Below are 15,553 nucleotides of genomic sequence, written 5' to 3'. Positions count from 1 at the left end.
GGTTCACTCCGGGAAATGGCTGACGATGATGAACATCACTGTGCCCACCAGCGTTACGAGGAAAGAATAGGAGTAGAGCGACAGCGACAAGGGCTGCATCAGCATGATGACGCCGAGCGCGATCAGGACCGATGCCAGCATTTCCCATGCGTCGCGGCGCAGGCGGAACAGGCGATTGAGAAAGGTCGTCATTTGCGAACCGCTCCGAAGGTAATGCCGCGCAGGAGATGTTTGCGAAGCAGGATCGTGAAGACCATGACCGGCACCAGGAAGATGGTCGCGCCGGCAGCGACCGCCGGCCAGTCCTGGCCGCTGACGCCGATGATGGTCGGGATAAACGGCGGCGCCGTCTGGGCATTGCCCGAGGTGAGCAGCACGGCAAAGGCATACTCGTTCCATGCGAAGATCAGGCAGAAGATCGCCGTCGACGCGATGCCGGTGACGGCCTGGGGCAGTACGACCTTGTAGAAGGCCTGGAAGCGCGTGTAGCCGTCGATCAGCGCCGCCTCTTCGTATTCGATCGGAATTTCGTCGATGAAGCCCTTGAGCAGCCAGACCGAGAGGGACAGGTTGACGGCGGTATAGAGCAGGATCATGCCGGCATGCGTATCGCTGAGACCGAGCGACCGGAACATCAGGAAGATCGGGATCGCGACCGCGATCGGCGGCATCATGCGCGTCGAAAGAATGAAGAAGAGAAGATCGTCCTTCAACGGCACTTTGAACCGCGAGAAGGCATAGGCGGCGACCGTGCCGAGCGTGATGCACAGGACGGTCGAGCCAAATCCGATGATGACCGAATTGGTGAACCGCTCGGCAAAGCGCGAAGCACCGGTAATGACGACGCCCTCTTTGCGGACAAGTTTGTCGTACCAGGTCGTCGGTTCGCCGAGCGCCTTGAGTTGATCCTCGGGCACGCGGGTCCGGGTCGTGAAGAGGTTGACATATCCCTCGACCGTCGGCTGGAACACCATCTTAGGCGGATAGGCGATCGCGTCCTCAGGCGATTTGAAGCCGGTCCCGATGATCCACAGCAGCGGAAGAAGGGTGACGACGGCGTAGAAGACGACCAGAATGCCGGCAAACCATTTCTGACGCCCGGAGGGTTCGGTTACGGAATAGCTGCTCATCTCTGTTTCACCTTGTTCAGAGCTTTGACGTAGATCGACGCAAGGCCGAAGACGGTGACGAAAAGAATGACGGCATAGGCGGATGCGTAGCCGGTTCGCCATTGCTCGAAAGCGGCGCGCTTCAGATTAATCGAGGTCAGTTCGGTGATCGATCCCGGACCGCCGCCGGTCAGCTGGACGACGAGGTCGAACATCTTGAAATTCTCGATGCCGCGGAAGAGGACAGCCAGCATCAGGAACGGCAGCACCATCGGGATGGTAATGGTCCAGAACTGACGCCATTTGCTGGCGCGGTCGCATTCGGCCGCCTCATAGATGCTGTTCGGAATGGAGCGCAGTCCGGCAAGGCAAATGAGCATGACGAAGGGTGTCCACATCCAGGTGTCGACGATGACGATCGCCCATGGCGCCAGCGACGTGCTGGCGATCATCGAGAAGCTGGAAGGATCGTTTCCCGTGAGGAAGCCAACCACGTAGTTGAACAGGCCGATTTGCGGCTGGTAGAGGAAGGTCCAGAAGTTGCCGACGACAGCCGGGCTCAGCATCATCGGAAGCACGATGATCGTCGTCCAAAGATCGTTGCCGCGGAACTTCTTGTTGATCAGATAGGCGAGCGAAAAGCCGATCAGCACCTGCAGGACGATGGTCCAGATCAGGAAGTGGGCCGTCGCCTGCATGCTCTGCCAGATATCGCTGTCCGTCAGGATGTTGATGTAGTTCCTCAAGCCGACGAACTCGATCGGCGCGTTGGGTCGGTTCACCCGGTAGTTCGTGAAGCTGAGCCTTATCGTCCAGATCAATGGAAAGATGTTGATGGCGAGCAGCAACACGATCGATGGTGCCACGAATAGCCAGGCTAGGGCGCGATCGGATAAGCCCCGGACGCGGGCCGCGATTGCCGGCGGAGTCGCGCTGGCGACCCGCTCGATCGGTGAGTGGAGCATGTTCGTCTCCTTGGCATGAAAATAGTGATATGCGGGGCCGGCTCGATCCACATGGCCGGCCCCGCGCGACGCTCACTGCTCGGAGGAGGCAGGCATAAGCGTCAGTATTTTCCGTCGTCCTCGAAGATGTCCTGCCAATCCTTTACGAGACCATCGAGAGCATCTTTTGCCGTACCCTGGTTTGCGACCACATAATCGTGGAAACGCTTCTGCGAGGCCTGGAGGAGAGAGGCGTAGGAAGGCTCGGCCCAGAAGTCCTTCACGATCGCCATCGAATCGAGGAACGGCTTGGCGTAGGGCTGGCTGGAAGCGAAGCTCGGATCTTCCACGACCGCCCGCAATGCGGAATAGCCGCCGAGCTTCCACCACTTCTGCTGGATTTCAGGCTGCCCGAACCACCTGATATAGTCGAGCGCCTCGTCCTGCTTGTCGGAGGCAGCCACGACGGAAATGCCCTGGCCGCCGAGCTGGGCGAACTGTACGCCCTTCGGGCCGGCCGGATTCGGGAAATAGCCCGACTTGTCGCCACCGACATTGGCGTCGGCGTTGATCCCCGGCCAGGTGAAGGTAAAGTTCATCTGCAGTGCGACCTGGCCCGACTTGTAGGCGTCGACGTCCTGGGTCATATAGGCGTCCGAGTGGCCGGGCGGCGTGCAGCACTCGTAGAGCTTCTTGTATTGTTCAAGCCCTGCAACCGCATCCGCAGAGTTTACGAAACCTTCGAGTTCATAGGGCTTCTGCGGATTCTGATATTCGAACCCATAGCTGTAAAGCGCATTCATGGCGCCCATGGTGATGCCTTCGGAGCCACGCTCCGTATAGATCGCCGCGCCGTAGACCTTCTTGCCGTCGATCTCACGCCCCTGGAAGAACTCAGCGATGTCGGTCAGCTCGTCCCAGTTCTTCGGAACAGCAAGATCCCGGCCGTATTTCTTCTTGAATTCGGCCTGCAGCTCGGGGCGTGAGAACCAGTCCTTGCGGTAGGTCCACCCGACCACGTCGCCGAAGGCCGGCAATGCCCAGTAGTTCGGCGAGTTCTTCGGCCACTCGGCATAGCCGACCACGGTCGCTGGGATGAAATCCTCCATCTTGATTCCTTCCTTGTCGAAGAAATCGTTGAGCTTGACGTACTGGCCGTTCTCGGCCGCGCCGCCGATCCATTGGCTGTCGCCGATCAGAAGGTCGCAGAGCTTTCCGCCGGAATTCAGCTCATTGAGCATGCGGTCGGCGAAGTTCGGCCAAGGCACGAATTCGTAATGCATCTTGTTGCCGCTCTTGGCTTCGAAATCCTTGCTGAGCTCAACAAGCGCGTTGGCAGGATCCCATGCCGCCCAGCAGAGCGTCAGGTCCGCGGCCTGGGCATGCGAAGCCGTTCCTGCGGACACGGCAATATAAACTCCGGCAGCCAGCGCCGGGTTCGTCAAAAAAAACTTCATGACTAGGATCCTCCCGTTGAGCCTCCCGACCTCCATCGAGAGGGGCAAGTGAAAAACTGTTGCGGCGAGGGCGCATATGCAGGGCGCGCCGCGACCTGAGTTTTATCGACTGTCCTTCCGGCCAGGCCCTAAAGGCCGCCGTAGATAATTCATAACTGAGGTGCGCACCTCAGTGCAAGCAAATTTTGAGGTGCGCACTTCAATTCTTGCATTTTTCGCATTTTTGAGGGAAACGTGGATCGTCCAAATCGCATCAGGAGCCTTTATGCGGCCAACGGCAAAAGACCTTGCGGAAGCCGCCGGCGTCAGCCTCGCGACCGTCGATCGCGTCTTGAACGATCGCCCGAACGTGAGCAGAAAGGCGGTTCGCAGCGTCCATGAAGCCATTGAACGGATTGGTTTTATCCGCAACCCGGCAGCCGTGAGCCTGGCGCGCAACAAGAGCTATCGCTTCAGATTCGTCCTGCCGAAGTCAGGCGATCTTTATCTTCGCGAGCTTTTGCGGCGGGTGGCGGAGTTGGGGCAAGCCCTCAAGGGCGATCTTACCGATATTGATTATGTTCAAATTCCCACCGACGACGCGCATGGGGTGGCGAAGTATCTTGCCGGGATAGGCGAGGAAGATCTCGACGGAGTGGCTCTGATGGCGCCGGAATCGCCGCAGGTGCGCGATGCCGTGGCGCGGCTGCTCGAACGAAACATCAAGGTCGTGCAGTTTCTGTCCGGCCAGGAAAAGCTTCCCGCGGCCGATTTCGTCGGCGTGGACAATTTCGCGGCCGGGGCGACTGCCGGAAAGCTGATCGGCACATTTGCCTGCCGGAGGCCGGGCAAGGTGATGGTGGTCGCCGAGACGATGCAATCGCTTGACAGCATTCAGCGCCGGCACGGTTTCGATACTATAATTAACGAACGATTCCCGTTTCTTAGGTCTCTTCCTTCGATAGAGACGCATGCCGACGAGCGGCGTGCCAACGAGATCATCGGGCGCGTGCTCGAAAACAACAAGGACATCATTGCCGTTTATGTCCTAAGTTCGGAGGCGCGCATTCCGCTTTCGGCAATCGCTGGGAAAGTCGACCTCGTCAACCTCGCGGTGGTTGTCCATGAACGCACGCCGTTCAGTGAGGAAGCCTTGCGCGACGACCGGATCGACGCCGTCATCGCACAGGACCCTGGTCATGCGGTGCGAAGCGCAATCCGCATCATGCGGGCTCGCTCGGACGCCCGCGAGCCGCTGGCCGAACAGGAGAGGATAAGGATCGAGGTCCTTCTCAAGGAAAATCTTTAAGGGAATCAATCCGCGACCAAGATCAATTGAGGCGCGAACCTCATCGTGCTTTTGCTGCTGCTTCAGGTCTGAAGTTCTGACAGTGCGATCCGCGCGACCGTCAAGGCCGTCTCGGCCTGCTCGATATTGGGGTCGCCAAGGAACCATGCGGCGGAAAGGCCGGAATAGGCGGCGATCCATTGCAGCAGCCGCTTCGGCTCCAGCCTCGCCTCCGCAGAGACGATGGCGAGCTGGCGGCGGAAGCGGGCGGGGTCGGTAATGGTGGGCAGTTCCTCGTTGGCGAAGATATTGGCGAAATCGAAGCCGCGCTCGCCGTGGAGCCGTTTCGGATCGATCGCCAGCCAGCCGCGTGCCTCGAAATCGAGAATGTTGCCGTGGTGGATGTCGCCGTGGAGGACGGAGAGATCGCGCGGATCGGCAAGGAGGGCGTTGGCGATCGCCGAGCAATCGGCAAGCGTGCCGCCATGTTTGGCGGCGGCCGGTTCAAGGTCGCGGAACCAGCGGGTGAGGGGAATAGGATCGGGGAGCGGTCTTTCGCGCGGCGCATGCAGCCGTGCGGCGGTGCGGCAGAGAATGCGGCTCGCCTCGTCGTCTTCTCCGTCCATCGCCATGGCTAGCAGGGAGCGTTTCCCGGTTGCCCTTTCCAGCAATACCGCGTCGCCTTCGTGGGCATAGACATGAGCCGCGCCGTCGCCGTCCCACCACTGCATCAACAGCGCGCCGTATCGTTCGTCGATATCGGTCGCGACTTTCAGCATGGCGGGCCTTTCCTGCCAGAGGACCGGCAGCAGGCGGCTCGAATGGGTGATGATGGGCTCGCCGTCCGATATGAGCGACCAGCGATCGAGGTGAGGAGCAAACATGCGTCCCTATATAAGGGTACTGAACGCAGAAATCCCGCCTTTCGGCGGGATTTCTTGTTACGGAGCAGAAACGTCAGGCGACCTTTTCGAGGGTGGGATAGTCGAGGTAGCCCCTGGCGGAGCCGCCGTAGAAGGTCGACTGGTCGGGTGTGTTGAGCGGCAGGTTCTTTGCCAGCCGTTCGACGAGATCGGGATTGGCGATGAAGGGCTTGCCGAAGGCGACGAGATCGGCGCGGCCGCTTTCGGCGGCGTCGATCGCGAGATCGCGGTCATAGCCGTTATTGACCATCCAGCTCGCCTTGCCGCCGGCCTTTTCATAGGCCTGGCGCAGCGCCTTGTAATCGAAGGAGGGGTTGTCGCCCTGCTTGTAGTCGCGCTCGCCGCCGGTCTGGCCTTCGATGACGTGGATATAGGCGAGGCCGTATCTCGCCAGCCCCTCGACGATATGGGTGAAGGTCGATTGCGGGTTGGAATCATAGCTTTCGCCCGACGGCGTCACCGGCGAGATGCGGATCGCGGTGCGGCCTGCGCCGACTTCCCTAACCACGGCATCGACGACTTCGAAGGTCAGGCGGGTGCGGTTCTCAATCGAGCCGCCATATTGGTCGGTGCGGTCGTTGACGCCGTCGCGGATGAACTGATCGAGCAGATAGCCATTGGCGCCATGGATCTCGACACCGTCGAAGCCGGCATCGATGGCGGCGCGGGCTGCCTTGCGGTAATCCTCGATGATACCGGGGATTTCGGAGGTTTCGAGCGCGCGGGGCTCGGAGGTATCGGCAAAGCTGCCGCTGCCGTCGGCATTGACCAGATAGGTCTTGGCCTTGGCGACGCGATTGGTCGAGGAGACCGGCTTGCCGCCGTCCGGCTGCAGCGTCATGTGCGAGATGCGGCCGACATGCCACATCTGGACGACGATCCTGCCGCCGGCGGCGTGGACGGCATCGGTCACACGCTTCCAGCCGTCGAGCGCTTCCTTGCTGTAGAGGCCTGGCACGTCGGCATAACCCTGGCCCTGATGGGTGATCGCGGTCGCTTCGGTGATGATCAGGCCCGCGGTGGCGCGCTGGCGGTAATATTCGACGTTGAGGTCGTTGGGGATCGCACCCGGCGAACGGTTGCGGGTGAGCGGCGCCATGACGATGCGGTTCTTGACGGAGATATCGCCGACCTTGGTGGGTTCGAAAAGCTTAGGCATGATAGTCCTTTCTTTTGCGGGATGATCACTCTGCGGGGGCGAGGGCTGCCCGGCCCCTGGCGGAGAGAGGTGAACGCCGCCGCGCCGAGGCCGATCACGGCCTTTAGGGCGGGGCGAGAAGGGCGAGGGCTTCTAAAGATCCTGTGTCAGCTGCTTGAGGAAAGCAGCGATCGTTTCTTCGTTGCGCTTGTAGAATATCCACTGGCCGACGCGTTTCGTGGTGACGAGGCCGGCGCGCTGCAGGGTTCCGAGATGGGCCGAGACGGTGGACTGCGACAGGCCGCAGCGCTCGAACTGGCTGGCGCAGACGCCCATCTCGAAGGGGTGCTCCTGCGTGGGGAAATGCTTCTCGGGATTTTTCAGCCAGTTCAGAATGTCCATCCGGGTGGGATGGGCGAGCGCCTTCATGATCTCGTCTTTGTCCATCGTCGTTTACCGAACTATAAATCGTGTTTGATCGATATGTGGATCGTCGGATGCCGATATGCAAATCACGGAGACGTGAGGCGGCAGCTTTTGTCGATTGAGCAAATTTTGGGCAAAAAAAGAGGGCCACCGGAAAACCAGGGCCCTTTGAATTGTGAAGGTCAAAAACCTCCAGAGGGGAACAGCTAATGCGGTGGTACTGGGAGAGAAACCACGAAATGCATCAGCTGGATTGGATATGGTGCTTCCTTAGGCAGGTTTCAATGCTTTTTTGTGCATGCCTGCTATGCGTCGCACAATTTTTTTGCGGTGCGGCATTTCCCGTCGAGCCAAGGCAAAAAAAGAGGGCCGCTGGAAAACCAGGGCCCTTATAAGTGTGAAGGTCAAAAACCTCCAGAGGGGAACAGCTAATGCGGTGGAACTGGGAGGAAAAGCCACCATATGCATCAGCTATGTGCGATATGGTGGTTTAATGGGCAAACGGCAACCCACATTTGTGCATGCCAGTCATGCGCTCGCTGCATAGTATGGAAAACATTCCATAAAACTGGCTCAAAAGTTCCAGTTTCTCGCCTTGCTGACGATGAAATCACGGAAAGCTTTCAGCTTGGCAGCATTCTTGATCTCGTCCGGATAGCAGAAATAGGTATCGAAGGAGGGGACGTCGGCATTGATCGCCAGCTGAATCAGGCCGGGGTCGCGGCCGACGATGTAATCCGGCAGGCAGGCGACGCCGATTCCGAGCAGGCAGGCGCGCTTGATCGAAGTCTGGCTGTTGATCTGCAGATGCGGGATGCGCTTGTTGTCGGACGAGCGGCCGGCGACCTCGAGCCAGTTGACGTCGAGCAGATAGCTCGGCGCCGGCTCGCCGAAGGTGATGATGCGGTGATTGTCGAGATCCTCGATCTTCTGCGGCTCGCCATGGCGATTGATGTAAGAGGGGGCCGCATAGACGTGCATGTGCACGGTGAAGAGCTTGCGCTGGATGAGGTCGGACTGCTGAGGCTGACGCAGGCGGATCGCACAGTCGGCATGGCGCATGTTCACATCCACTTCCTCGTTGTCGAGGATGAGCTGGATCTGCACATCGGGATAAAGCTGCAGGAATTCCTGGATCTTGTCGGTCAGCCAGCCCTGGCCGAGGCCGACGGTGGTGGTAACGCGCAGCTTGCCGGACGGCGTCTCGGTCGTCTCGGTGAGCTGCATCTTCACGGTTTCGAGCTTCAGCAGCACGTCATGGGCGGTGCGGTAGAGCAGTTCGCCCTGTTCCGTCAGGATCAGGCCGCGCGCATGGCGGTGAAACAGCTTGGTGCCGACATCCTGCTCCAGCGCGCTGACCTGGCGGCTGATGGCGGATTGGGACAGATGCAGTTTGTCCGCCGCATGCGTGAACGAACCCGCTTCGGCAGCTGCGTGAAAGATACGCAGCTTGTCCCAATCCAATGGCATTCCCCCACCCCTCATGCCGATCTTACTCCGCAGCCACGGCGACGGGCATGTGGCCCGTCAGGTATCGTTCGGCTTCGAGTGCTGCCATGCACCCCATGCCGGCAGCGGTGATCGCCTGGCGGAACGTATCGTCCGTCACGTCTCCGGCGGCATAGACCCCTTCCAGGCTGGTCGCGGTCGAATCCGGCGCGGTCCAGAGATAGCCATTGTCCTTGAGCTTCAGTTTGCCCTTGAAAAGCTCGGTCGCCGGGGCATGACCGATCGCGACGAAGACGCCGTCGACCGTCATTTCGGTAATGGCGCCGGTGCGCACATCCCGCAGGCGCGCGCCGGTTACGGATTGCGGCATCGGTGGCTTGGCCGGCGTGCCGGTGATTTCGGCCACTTCGGAGTTCCACAGAACCTTGACGTTTTCCTTGGCGAAGAGGCGTTCCTGCAGGATCTTTTCGGCACGGAACGAGTCGCGGCGGTGTACAAGCGTGACCGACTTGGCGATGTTGGAGAGATAGAGCGCCTCTTCGACGGCGCTGTTGCCGCCGCCGACCACGATCACATCCTTGTTGCGATAGAAGAAGCCGTCGCAGGTGGCGCAGGCCGAAACGCCGAAGCCCTGGAAATGCTGTTCGCTCTCGATGCCGAGCCACTTGGCCTTGGCGCCGGTGGCGATGATCAGCGTATCTGCGGTCCAGACCTGGCCGCTGTCGGTGCGGGCGACGAAAGGACGCTGGTTCATGTCGACTTCGGTCACGAGGTCGTTGACGATCTCGGCGCCGACATGTTTCGCCTGCTGCAACATCTGCTCCATCAGCCAGGGGCCTTGGATCGGATCGGCAAAGCCCGGATAATTCTCGACATCGGTGGTGATCATCAGCTGGCCGCCCTGTTCGAGGCCGGCGATCAGGACCGGCTTCAGCATGGCGCGCGCGGCATAGACCGCGGCCGTATAGCCGGCGGGTCCGGAACCGATGATGAGCACCTTCGTGTGGCGGGCAGGCATGTCATTTCCTTTCGACTGGCAGGAGGGCGGCGGCTAAAGAGCGATTGAGGCCGTTTCGCGGTCCATGCGCCATTTATGAACGACCAATGCTATTATTCAAGGGCAGCCTTGCATTACCAACAAGGCAAATCGCCCTGCTGTGCAAGAATCCGTCATCAGCGTGAAACTTTCTTGCGTATTCCGCCGCTTTATATAGAAGCTCGCCGCGGCGAATTAAAGAAAGGCAATGATGTGGGGCGCACGGAACTCGACGTCATCGACATAAAGATCCTCCGGGAGCTGCAGGCCGACGGCCGCATGACCAATGTGGAGCTGGCCGATCGCGTCGGCATCTCGGCGCCGCCCTGCCTGCGCCGGGTGCGCAAGCTCGAGGAAGCCGGGATCATCGAAGGCTATCACGCCATGCTGAACAGCCCGAAGCTCGGCTTCGACCTGGTCGCTTTCTGCATGGTCGGCCTCAAGCACCAGTCGGAAGGCAATCTCAAGTCGTTTGCCGCCGCCACCACCGAGTGGCCGCTGGTGCGCCAGGCCTGGATGGTCTCGGGCGACAGCGATTTCCTGCTGCATTGCGTGGCGGAAAATCTCACCCACTTCCAGGATTTCGTCATCGAGATTCTGACGGCGAACGAACATGTTGATACCGTGCGCACCATGCTGACGATCCGGCAGGTGAAGAAGCTCGGACTGGTCGAAGTCTGACGCCGCTTACTTGCGCGCGGCGTAGCCGCCCCGGTTGATGCCGTGGCGCTGGAGCTTGTCGTAGAACGTCTTTCTCGGAATGCCGAGCGCCTCGATGGTGCCGCGCACGTCGCCGTCATTGGCCGCGAGCGCCTCGCGGATGATCTCCGCCTCGTAGCGTTCCAGCCGTTCGGGCAGCGTGCCGCCCGCCGGCTGCGGGGGAACGGGTGCCGCTCCGCCGCCTTGCACGCCCAGCACCACGCGTTCGGCATAGTGGGAGAGTTCGCGGACATTGCCCGGCCAGGCATGGGTGGCGAGATGCCGGCGGACATTCTCCGAAATCTGCGGGACATCGCGGCGGAAGCGTTCGGCGGCGCGAGCGGCGAAATGGGAAAACAGCAGCGGAATATCGTCGCGGCGCTCCCTCAGCGGCGGAATGGAAATGGTCACGACATTCAGCCGGTAATAGAGATCCTCGCGAAAATCGCCGCGCACCTCGGGATCGCCAAGATCGATCTTGGCGGCTGCGACGACGCGCAGATCGACCGGGCGCACCTCGTTGGTACCGAGCGGGGTGATTTCGCGCATCTCCAGCACCCTCAGCATCTTGACCTGCGTGGCGAGGGGCATGCTCTCGATCTCGTCGAGGAAAAGCGTGCCGCCGCTTGCATGCTCGATGCGGCCGGTGCGGCGCTTCTGGGCGCCGGTAAAGGCGCCGGCCTCGTGGCCGAAGAGTTCGCTTTCGATGACGGTTTCGGGCAGCGCCCCGCAGTTCAGCGCCACGAAATTGCCCTTCCGGCGGTGGCTCCACTGATGCAGGATCTGGGCGACGACTTCCTTGCCGCTGCCCGTTTCACCGGCGACGAGCACGTCGACATCGGTATCGGCGATGTGGCGAAGGATCTTCCGCAGGTTTTCCATGACCGGCGTCTGGCCGATCAGCGGCGAATTCTCCTGCGCATCCTCGGCCGCCTTGCGCAGCATGCGGTTTTCCAGCACGAGCCGGCGCTTTTCGCTGGCGCGGCGCACGCTCTGGACGAGCCGATCGGCTGGAAAGGGTTTGGCGATGAAATCATAGGCGCCGTCCTGGATGGCCCGGACGGCCATCGGAATATCGCCGTGGCCGCTCATCAGGATCACCGGCAGGTCGGCATCCATGCCCTGCAGCGTGGCGAAGAGTTGCAGCCCGTCGATCTCGGGCATGCGGATATCGGTGACGACGGGGCCGGCAAAATCGGCGGGCAGGTCGGCGAGGGCGGCTTTCGCGCCCTCATAGGCCGACACGGAAAAGCCGGCGAGTTCGAGCGTCTGGGCCGTGGCGCGGCGCAGGTCCTTGTCGTCGTCGATCAGTGCAACGGGCATCGGTGTGGCCATGACCTCAAGCCTTCTTCAGATGAACCATGAATCGGGTGCCGCTGCCGTCGCTGTCGACCTCCATCCGGCCGCCATAATCCCCGACGATATCCTTGGAGATGACCAGCCCAAGGCCGAGACCGCTTTCCTTCGAGGTGTTGAACGGCGTGAACAAGCCTTTACGGATCTCGGGCGAAATGCCGGGGCCGTTGTCGGCGACCGTCAACGTCACCATCTCCGCATCGATCGACGTCCTGATCTCGACGCGGCCCTGGTCAGCCTTCGGCGCCACCGCCTCCAGGGCGTTCTGAAGCAGGTTGATCAGCACCTGTTCGAGGCGGATCCTGCTGCCCATGACCTGCAGGCCGGCGGGCGGCAGATCGATATCGAGCGTATCCATGCGCCCGGCAAAACGGCTGCGCAGGAGCATTACGGCACCCTCGATCACATCTCTCAAGCCGGTCGGTTCGGCGCTGCCGCGGCCCTTGCGGGCAAAACTCTTCAGTTCCTCGGTGATCGAGCCTATGCGCTCGGTCAGCGCGGCGATGTCCTGCAGATTTTCGCCGGCGGGCGCGGTCTGGCCGCGGTCGAGGAAGGTACGGGCATTATCCGCATAGGCGCGGATGGTCGCCACCGGCTGGTTGATCTCATGGGCGACGCCGGCGGCGACCTGGCCGAGGATTGCCAACCGGTTGGCCTGCACCAGATCCTGCTGCACCGCCTGCAGCTTCTGCTCCGTATTCCTGTGGCCGATGATTTCGGCCTGCAGCCGGTCGCGCGCCTGGCTGAGATCCAGTGTCCGTTCGGCTACTCGCCGCTCCAGCTCCTCGCGCGCCTGCTGCTCCCTGAAAATCCGTAAGGTGACGGCCTGGCGGCGGCGCAACAGGAAGGCTCCGCCGGACAGCAGCGGCAGGAGTGTCAGCAATGCCAGCATGCGGGCCTCGCGAATGCCCGCATCGACGGCCGGTCCGAGCGCCACTAAATGCTGCAACAGCCACCGGGTCTCGGGAACCGGCGTGCCGACATCGAGAAACCTGGTCTTTCCGGCGCCGCCCGGCATGACGATCTCGACGACATCCAGCCTGTCGCCAAGGTTTCGGACGTTGTCGAGCGGCAGCGGCTGAAGCGGTGCGTCGCCGAATTGCAGGCTTTCGCGGATCGCCGTCAGCCGATCCTCGGCAATCCGGCCGATCGTCATGAACCGCCAGGAGGGAACGCTCGTTATGAGGACGATGCCGCGCTCGTCGACGACATAGGAAGGGGCGTCGGTGGCGTTCCAATCCGCCTCGACGTCATCGAATTCCAGCTTGACGACGACGACGCCCAGGAGGCCGTTGCTGCCTGATATCCGCTCGGAGATATAGAGGCCGGGTTTCTTGCTGACCGTGCCGAGCGCGAAGTGCTCGGCCTGTCCATTCGCCACCGCACCCTGAAAATATTCACGGAAACGATAATCGTTGCCGACGAAGCTCGTCGGTTCGCGCCAGTTGCTGGCGGAAACCGCCATGCCGTCCTTGTCGATGACATAGATGACGGCGGCCTTCGTGCCCGACGCCAGCATTTCCAGCTTCTGGCTGAGCTGCTCGAACGTGCCGGCATCATTTTGCATCAGCGCTGCTGCAAGCGCCGTGTCCTGCGAAAGCACGAAGGGAAGCGCCCGGTATTTTTCCAGCACGGTCCGCAGCAGCGCCGCATTCAGCCTGGCATCCGTGCGAGCCTGCTCCTCAAGGGCGGCCTCCGCCTGCTGCCGGCCGAGCTCGCCGCTTGCCCACAGGCTCGCGACGACGGCGACAAGTGCGATCGCCGCATAGGTCCACCACATCCGGCGGATGCGATGATGCAGCGGCAGGGAAGGCCACAGCTTTTGCGACACGGACAAGGACATGGCGGATTTGTGCATTTTTCTGCACGAGATGCAAATGAGTTTGTGCGGATTTCCGCATTTCTCCATGGGCGGATGACGGTCATGGATTTTTTTATTTTGCTAAATCAATGACTTAATTCTAAATCCCCAAACTGGCACGGCGATTGCGAAAGAGATGGCAACAACGGCTGAGCTGTTGGAGTGAAGCGAACGGCTCGGGAGGCCGGAGTTCGTTCCGGACGAGCCTTTAGGAGGACATCATGATCGCAGCACCATTCGATGCAGTCGCAGACAGCAAGGGCAAGAAGCCCTTTTATTCCCATCTTTACGTTCAGGTTCTCGCCGCCATCGCCGCCGGCATCCTGCTCGGCCATTTCTATCCCGAACTCGGCGCGCAATTGAAGCCGCTCGGCGATGCTTTCATCAAGCTCGTCAAGATGATCATCGCACCGGTCATCTTCCTGACGGTTGCGACCGGCATCGCCGGCATGAGCGACCTGAAGAAGGTCGGCCGCGTCGCCGGCAAGGCGATGCTCTACTTCCTGACGTTCTCGACGCTGGCGCTCGTCATCGGCATGGTCGTGGCCAACGTCGTCCAGCCGGGCGCCGGCATGAACATCGATCCGGCCTCGCTCGATCCCACCGCCGTCGCAAACTACGCCTCGAAGGCGCATGAGCAGAGCATCGTCGGCTTCCTCACCAACATCATCCCGACGACGATCGTCGGCGCCTTTGCCGATGGCGACATTCTGCAGGTGCTGTTCTTCTCGGTGCTGTTCGGCATCGCGCTCGCCATGGTCGGCGAAAAGGGCGAGCAGGTCGTCGGCTTCCTCAATGCGCTGACGGCTCCGATCTTCAAGCTCGTCGCCATCCTGATGAAGGCCGCCCCGATCGGCGCTTTCGGCGCCATGGCGTTCACCATCGGCAAGTACGGCATCGGATCGATTGCCAACCTCGCCATGCTGATCGGCACCTTCTACATCACCTCGCTGCTCTTCGTTCTCGTCGTTCTCGGCGCCGTCGCCCGCTATAACGGCTTCTCGATCCTGGCGCTGCTGCGCTACATCAAGGAAGAGCTGCTCCTGGTTCTCGGCACCTCGTCTTCCGAGGCCGCACTGCCGGGGCTGATGAACAAGATGGAAAAGGCCGGCTGCAAGCGCTCGGTCGTCGGCCTCGTCATCCCCACCGGCTATTCCTTCAACCTCGACGGCACCAACATCTACATGACGCTGGCCGCGCTCTTCATCGCCCAGGCCACCGGCATCCAGCTCTCCTGGGGTGACCAGATCCTGCTGCTGCTCGTGGCGATGCTGAGCTCGAAGGGTGCTGCCGGCATCACCGGCGCCGGCTTCATCACGCTTGCCGCGACGCTCTCCGTCGTTCCCTCCGTGCCGGTCGCCGGCATGGCGCTCATCCTCGGCATCGACCGCTTCATGTCGGAATGCCGGGCGCTGACCAACCTCGTCGGCAATGCGGTCGCGACGATCGTCGTGGCACGCTGGGAAAAGGAGCTGGATACGGCGCAGCTCGCCAGAGCACTCGGCGGCCAGACCGAGGAAGATGCTCCGGCTGCCGGGCTTCAGCCGGCGGAATAACAAGGCCTGATTTTTGGCAATCTTGCAGCGGCCCGTTTTACAGCGGGCCGTTTGCTTGTCATAACTCTCGTTCTCTACTCGGCGTCATGCTCGGGCTTATGCCACTGGTGTCCGGTTTAAATTTGGTGGACAAGGCGCACGGTGTTGATTCTACTCGTATTCGGATGTTTGGCGACAATCCCGGACACGAAAGAGGGGCAACACCGTGCGGCACGAGAATAGCGTCTTTCATGATCTGTTGAAGCGGATTCCGTGGGCGGCCTTCGAAAGACTTGTGGAGGAGCATGAGGCCGACAAGCACGTGCGGCGACTGTCGACGAAGAGCCAGTTGG

Annotated in this window: 15 protein-coding genes; 4 read left to right on the top strand and 11 right to left on the bottom strand. The window is 61.1% G+C overall.

Annotated elements, in window-relative coordinates; translation table 11 throughout:
• Positions 1-3: 3 nt before the first annotated feature.
• The 4 genes from QD408_RS25015 to QD408_RS25000 form a co-directional block, all read right to left on the bottom strand.
• Positions 4-192: a hypothetical protein gene (locus QD408_RS25015; RefSeq protein ID WP_414141155.1), complete on the bottom strand. Its 189-nt coding sequence runs from the start codon at positions 190-192 to the stop codon at positions 4-6.
• The gene (locus QD408_RS25010) at positions 189-1,130 is read right to left on the bottom strand and encodes a carbohydrate ABC transporter permease (RefSeq protein ID WP_414141154.1); all 942 of its coding nucleotides are present in this window, start codon (positions 1,128-1,130) and stop codon (positions 189-191) included. Before QD408_RS25010 ends, QD408_RS25015 begins: the two co-directional genes overlap by 4 nt.
• Complete coding sequence (locus QD408_RS25005; protein WP_088681969.1) at positions 1,127-2,074, bottom strand: carbohydrate ABC transporter permease; 948 nt, start codon at positions 2,072-2,074, stop codon at positions 1,127-1,129. The genes QD408_RS25010 and QD408_RS25005 overlap by 4 nt, the downstream gene beginning before the upstream one ends.
• A gap of 101 nt (positions 2,075-2,175) precedes the next feature.
• Positions 2,176-3,510: an ABC transporter substrate-binding protein gene (locus QD408_RS25000; protein WP_414141153.1), complete on the bottom strand. Its 1,335-nt coding sequence runs from the start codon at positions 3,508-3,510 to the stop codon at positions 2,176-2,178.
• 265 nt (positions 3,511-3,775) lie between these two features.
• On the opposite strand from QD408_RS25000, the gene QD408_RS24995 reads away from it, so the two are divergent.
• Entirely contained in the window at positions 3,776-4,798 is a 1,023-nt protein-coding gene (locus tag QD408_RS24995) for a LacI family DNA-binding transcriptional regulator (protein WP_414141152.1), read from the top strand.
• Between the two features lie 62 nt (positions 4,799-4,860).
• Here QD408_RS24995 and QD408_RS24990 read toward each other — a convergent pair whose 3' ends face one another.
• The 5 genes from QD408_RS24990 to trxB form a co-directional block, all read right to left on the bottom strand.
• Entirely contained in the window at positions 4,861-5,661 is an 801-nt protein-coding gene (locus tag QD408_RS24990; protein ID WP_414141151.1) for an aminoglycoside phosphotransferase family protein, read from the bottom strand.
• 73 nt (positions 5,662-5,734) lie between these two features.
• A complete protein-coding gene (locus QD408_RS24985) occupies positions 5,735-6,859 on the bottom strand; it encodes an alkene reductase (protein ID WP_414141150.1) in 1,125 nt (374 codons plus the stop codon).
• 132 nt (positions 6,860-6,991) lie between these two features.
• Entirely contained in the window at positions 6,992-7,285 is a 294-nt protein-coding gene (locus QD408_RS24980; RefSeq protein WP_088681974.1) for an ArsR/SmtB family transcription factor, read from the bottom strand.
• Between the two features lie 552 nt (positions 7,286-7,837).
• The gene (locus tag QD408_RS24975; protein ID WP_004671024.1) at positions 7,838-8,734 is read right to left on the bottom strand and encodes a LysR family transcriptional regulator VtlR; all 897 of its coding nucleotides are present in this window, start codon (positions 8,732-8,734) and stop codon (positions 7,838-7,840) included.
• Between the two features lie 22 nt (positions 8,735-8,756).
• The gene (trxB, locus tag QD408_RS24970; protein WP_088681975.1) at positions 8,757-9,731 is read right to left on the bottom strand and encodes a thioredoxin-disulfide reductase; all 975 of its coding nucleotides are present in this window, start codon (positions 9,729-9,731) and stop codon (positions 8,757-8,759) included.
• A gap of 231 nt (positions 9,732-9,962) precedes the next feature.
• Here trxB and QD408_RS24965 point away from each other — a divergent pair, with 231 nt between their 5' ends.
• On the top strand, positions 9,963-10,430 hold the full coding sequence (locus tag QD408_RS24965; RefSeq protein ID WP_088681985.1) for an Lrp/AsnC family transcriptional regulator: 468 nt from the start codon (positions 9,963-9,965) through the stop codon (positions 10,428-10,430).
• Positions 10,431-10,436: 6 nt separating this feature from the next.
• Here the strand turns inward: QD408_RS24965 and QD408_RS24960 are convergent, their stop codons facing one another.
• Together QD408_RS24960 and QD408_RS24955 are read right to left on the bottom strand one after the other, a co-directional pair.
• A complete protein-coding gene (locus QD408_RS24960) occupies positions 10,437-11,783 on the bottom strand; it encodes a sigma-54-dependent transcriptional regulator (protein WP_414141149.1) in 1,347 nt (448 codons plus the stop codon).
• Between the two features lie 4 nt (positions 11,784-11,787).
• Complete coding sequence (locus QD408_RS24955; RefSeq protein WP_414141148.1) at positions 11,788-13,662, bottom strand: sensor histidine kinase; 1,875 nt, start codon at positions 13,660-13,662, stop codon at positions 11,788-11,790.
• Between the two features lie 224 nt (positions 13,663-13,886).
• Between QD408_RS24955 and QD408_RS24950 the strand changes: the two genes are divergently transcribed.
• Together QD408_RS24950 and QD408_RS24945 are read left to right on the top strand one after the other, a co-directional pair.
• Positions 13,887-15,221 (top strand): dicarboxylate/amino acid:cation symporter, encoded by a 1,335-nt coding sequence (locus QD408_RS24950; protein ID WP_088681978.1) that lies wholly within the window; start codon positions 13,887-13,889, stop codon positions 15,219-15,221.
• A 205-nt stretch (positions 15,222-15,426) separates the two neighbouring features.
• Positions 15,427-15,553, top strand: a 127-nt coding sequence (locus tag QD408_RS24945; protein WP_414141168.1) for a DUF4372 domain-containing protein, incomplete at its 3' end; no start/stop codon positions are given.

This window comes from Rhizobium sp. BR 249 (assembly GCF_047445895.1).
Taxonomy (GTDB): Bacteria; Pseudomonadota; Alphaproteobacteria; order Rhizobiales; family Rhizobiaceae; genus Rhizobium.
Note: the sequence above shows the minus strand (reverse complement) of the source record. Positions and strands in the feature narration are given on the sequence as shown.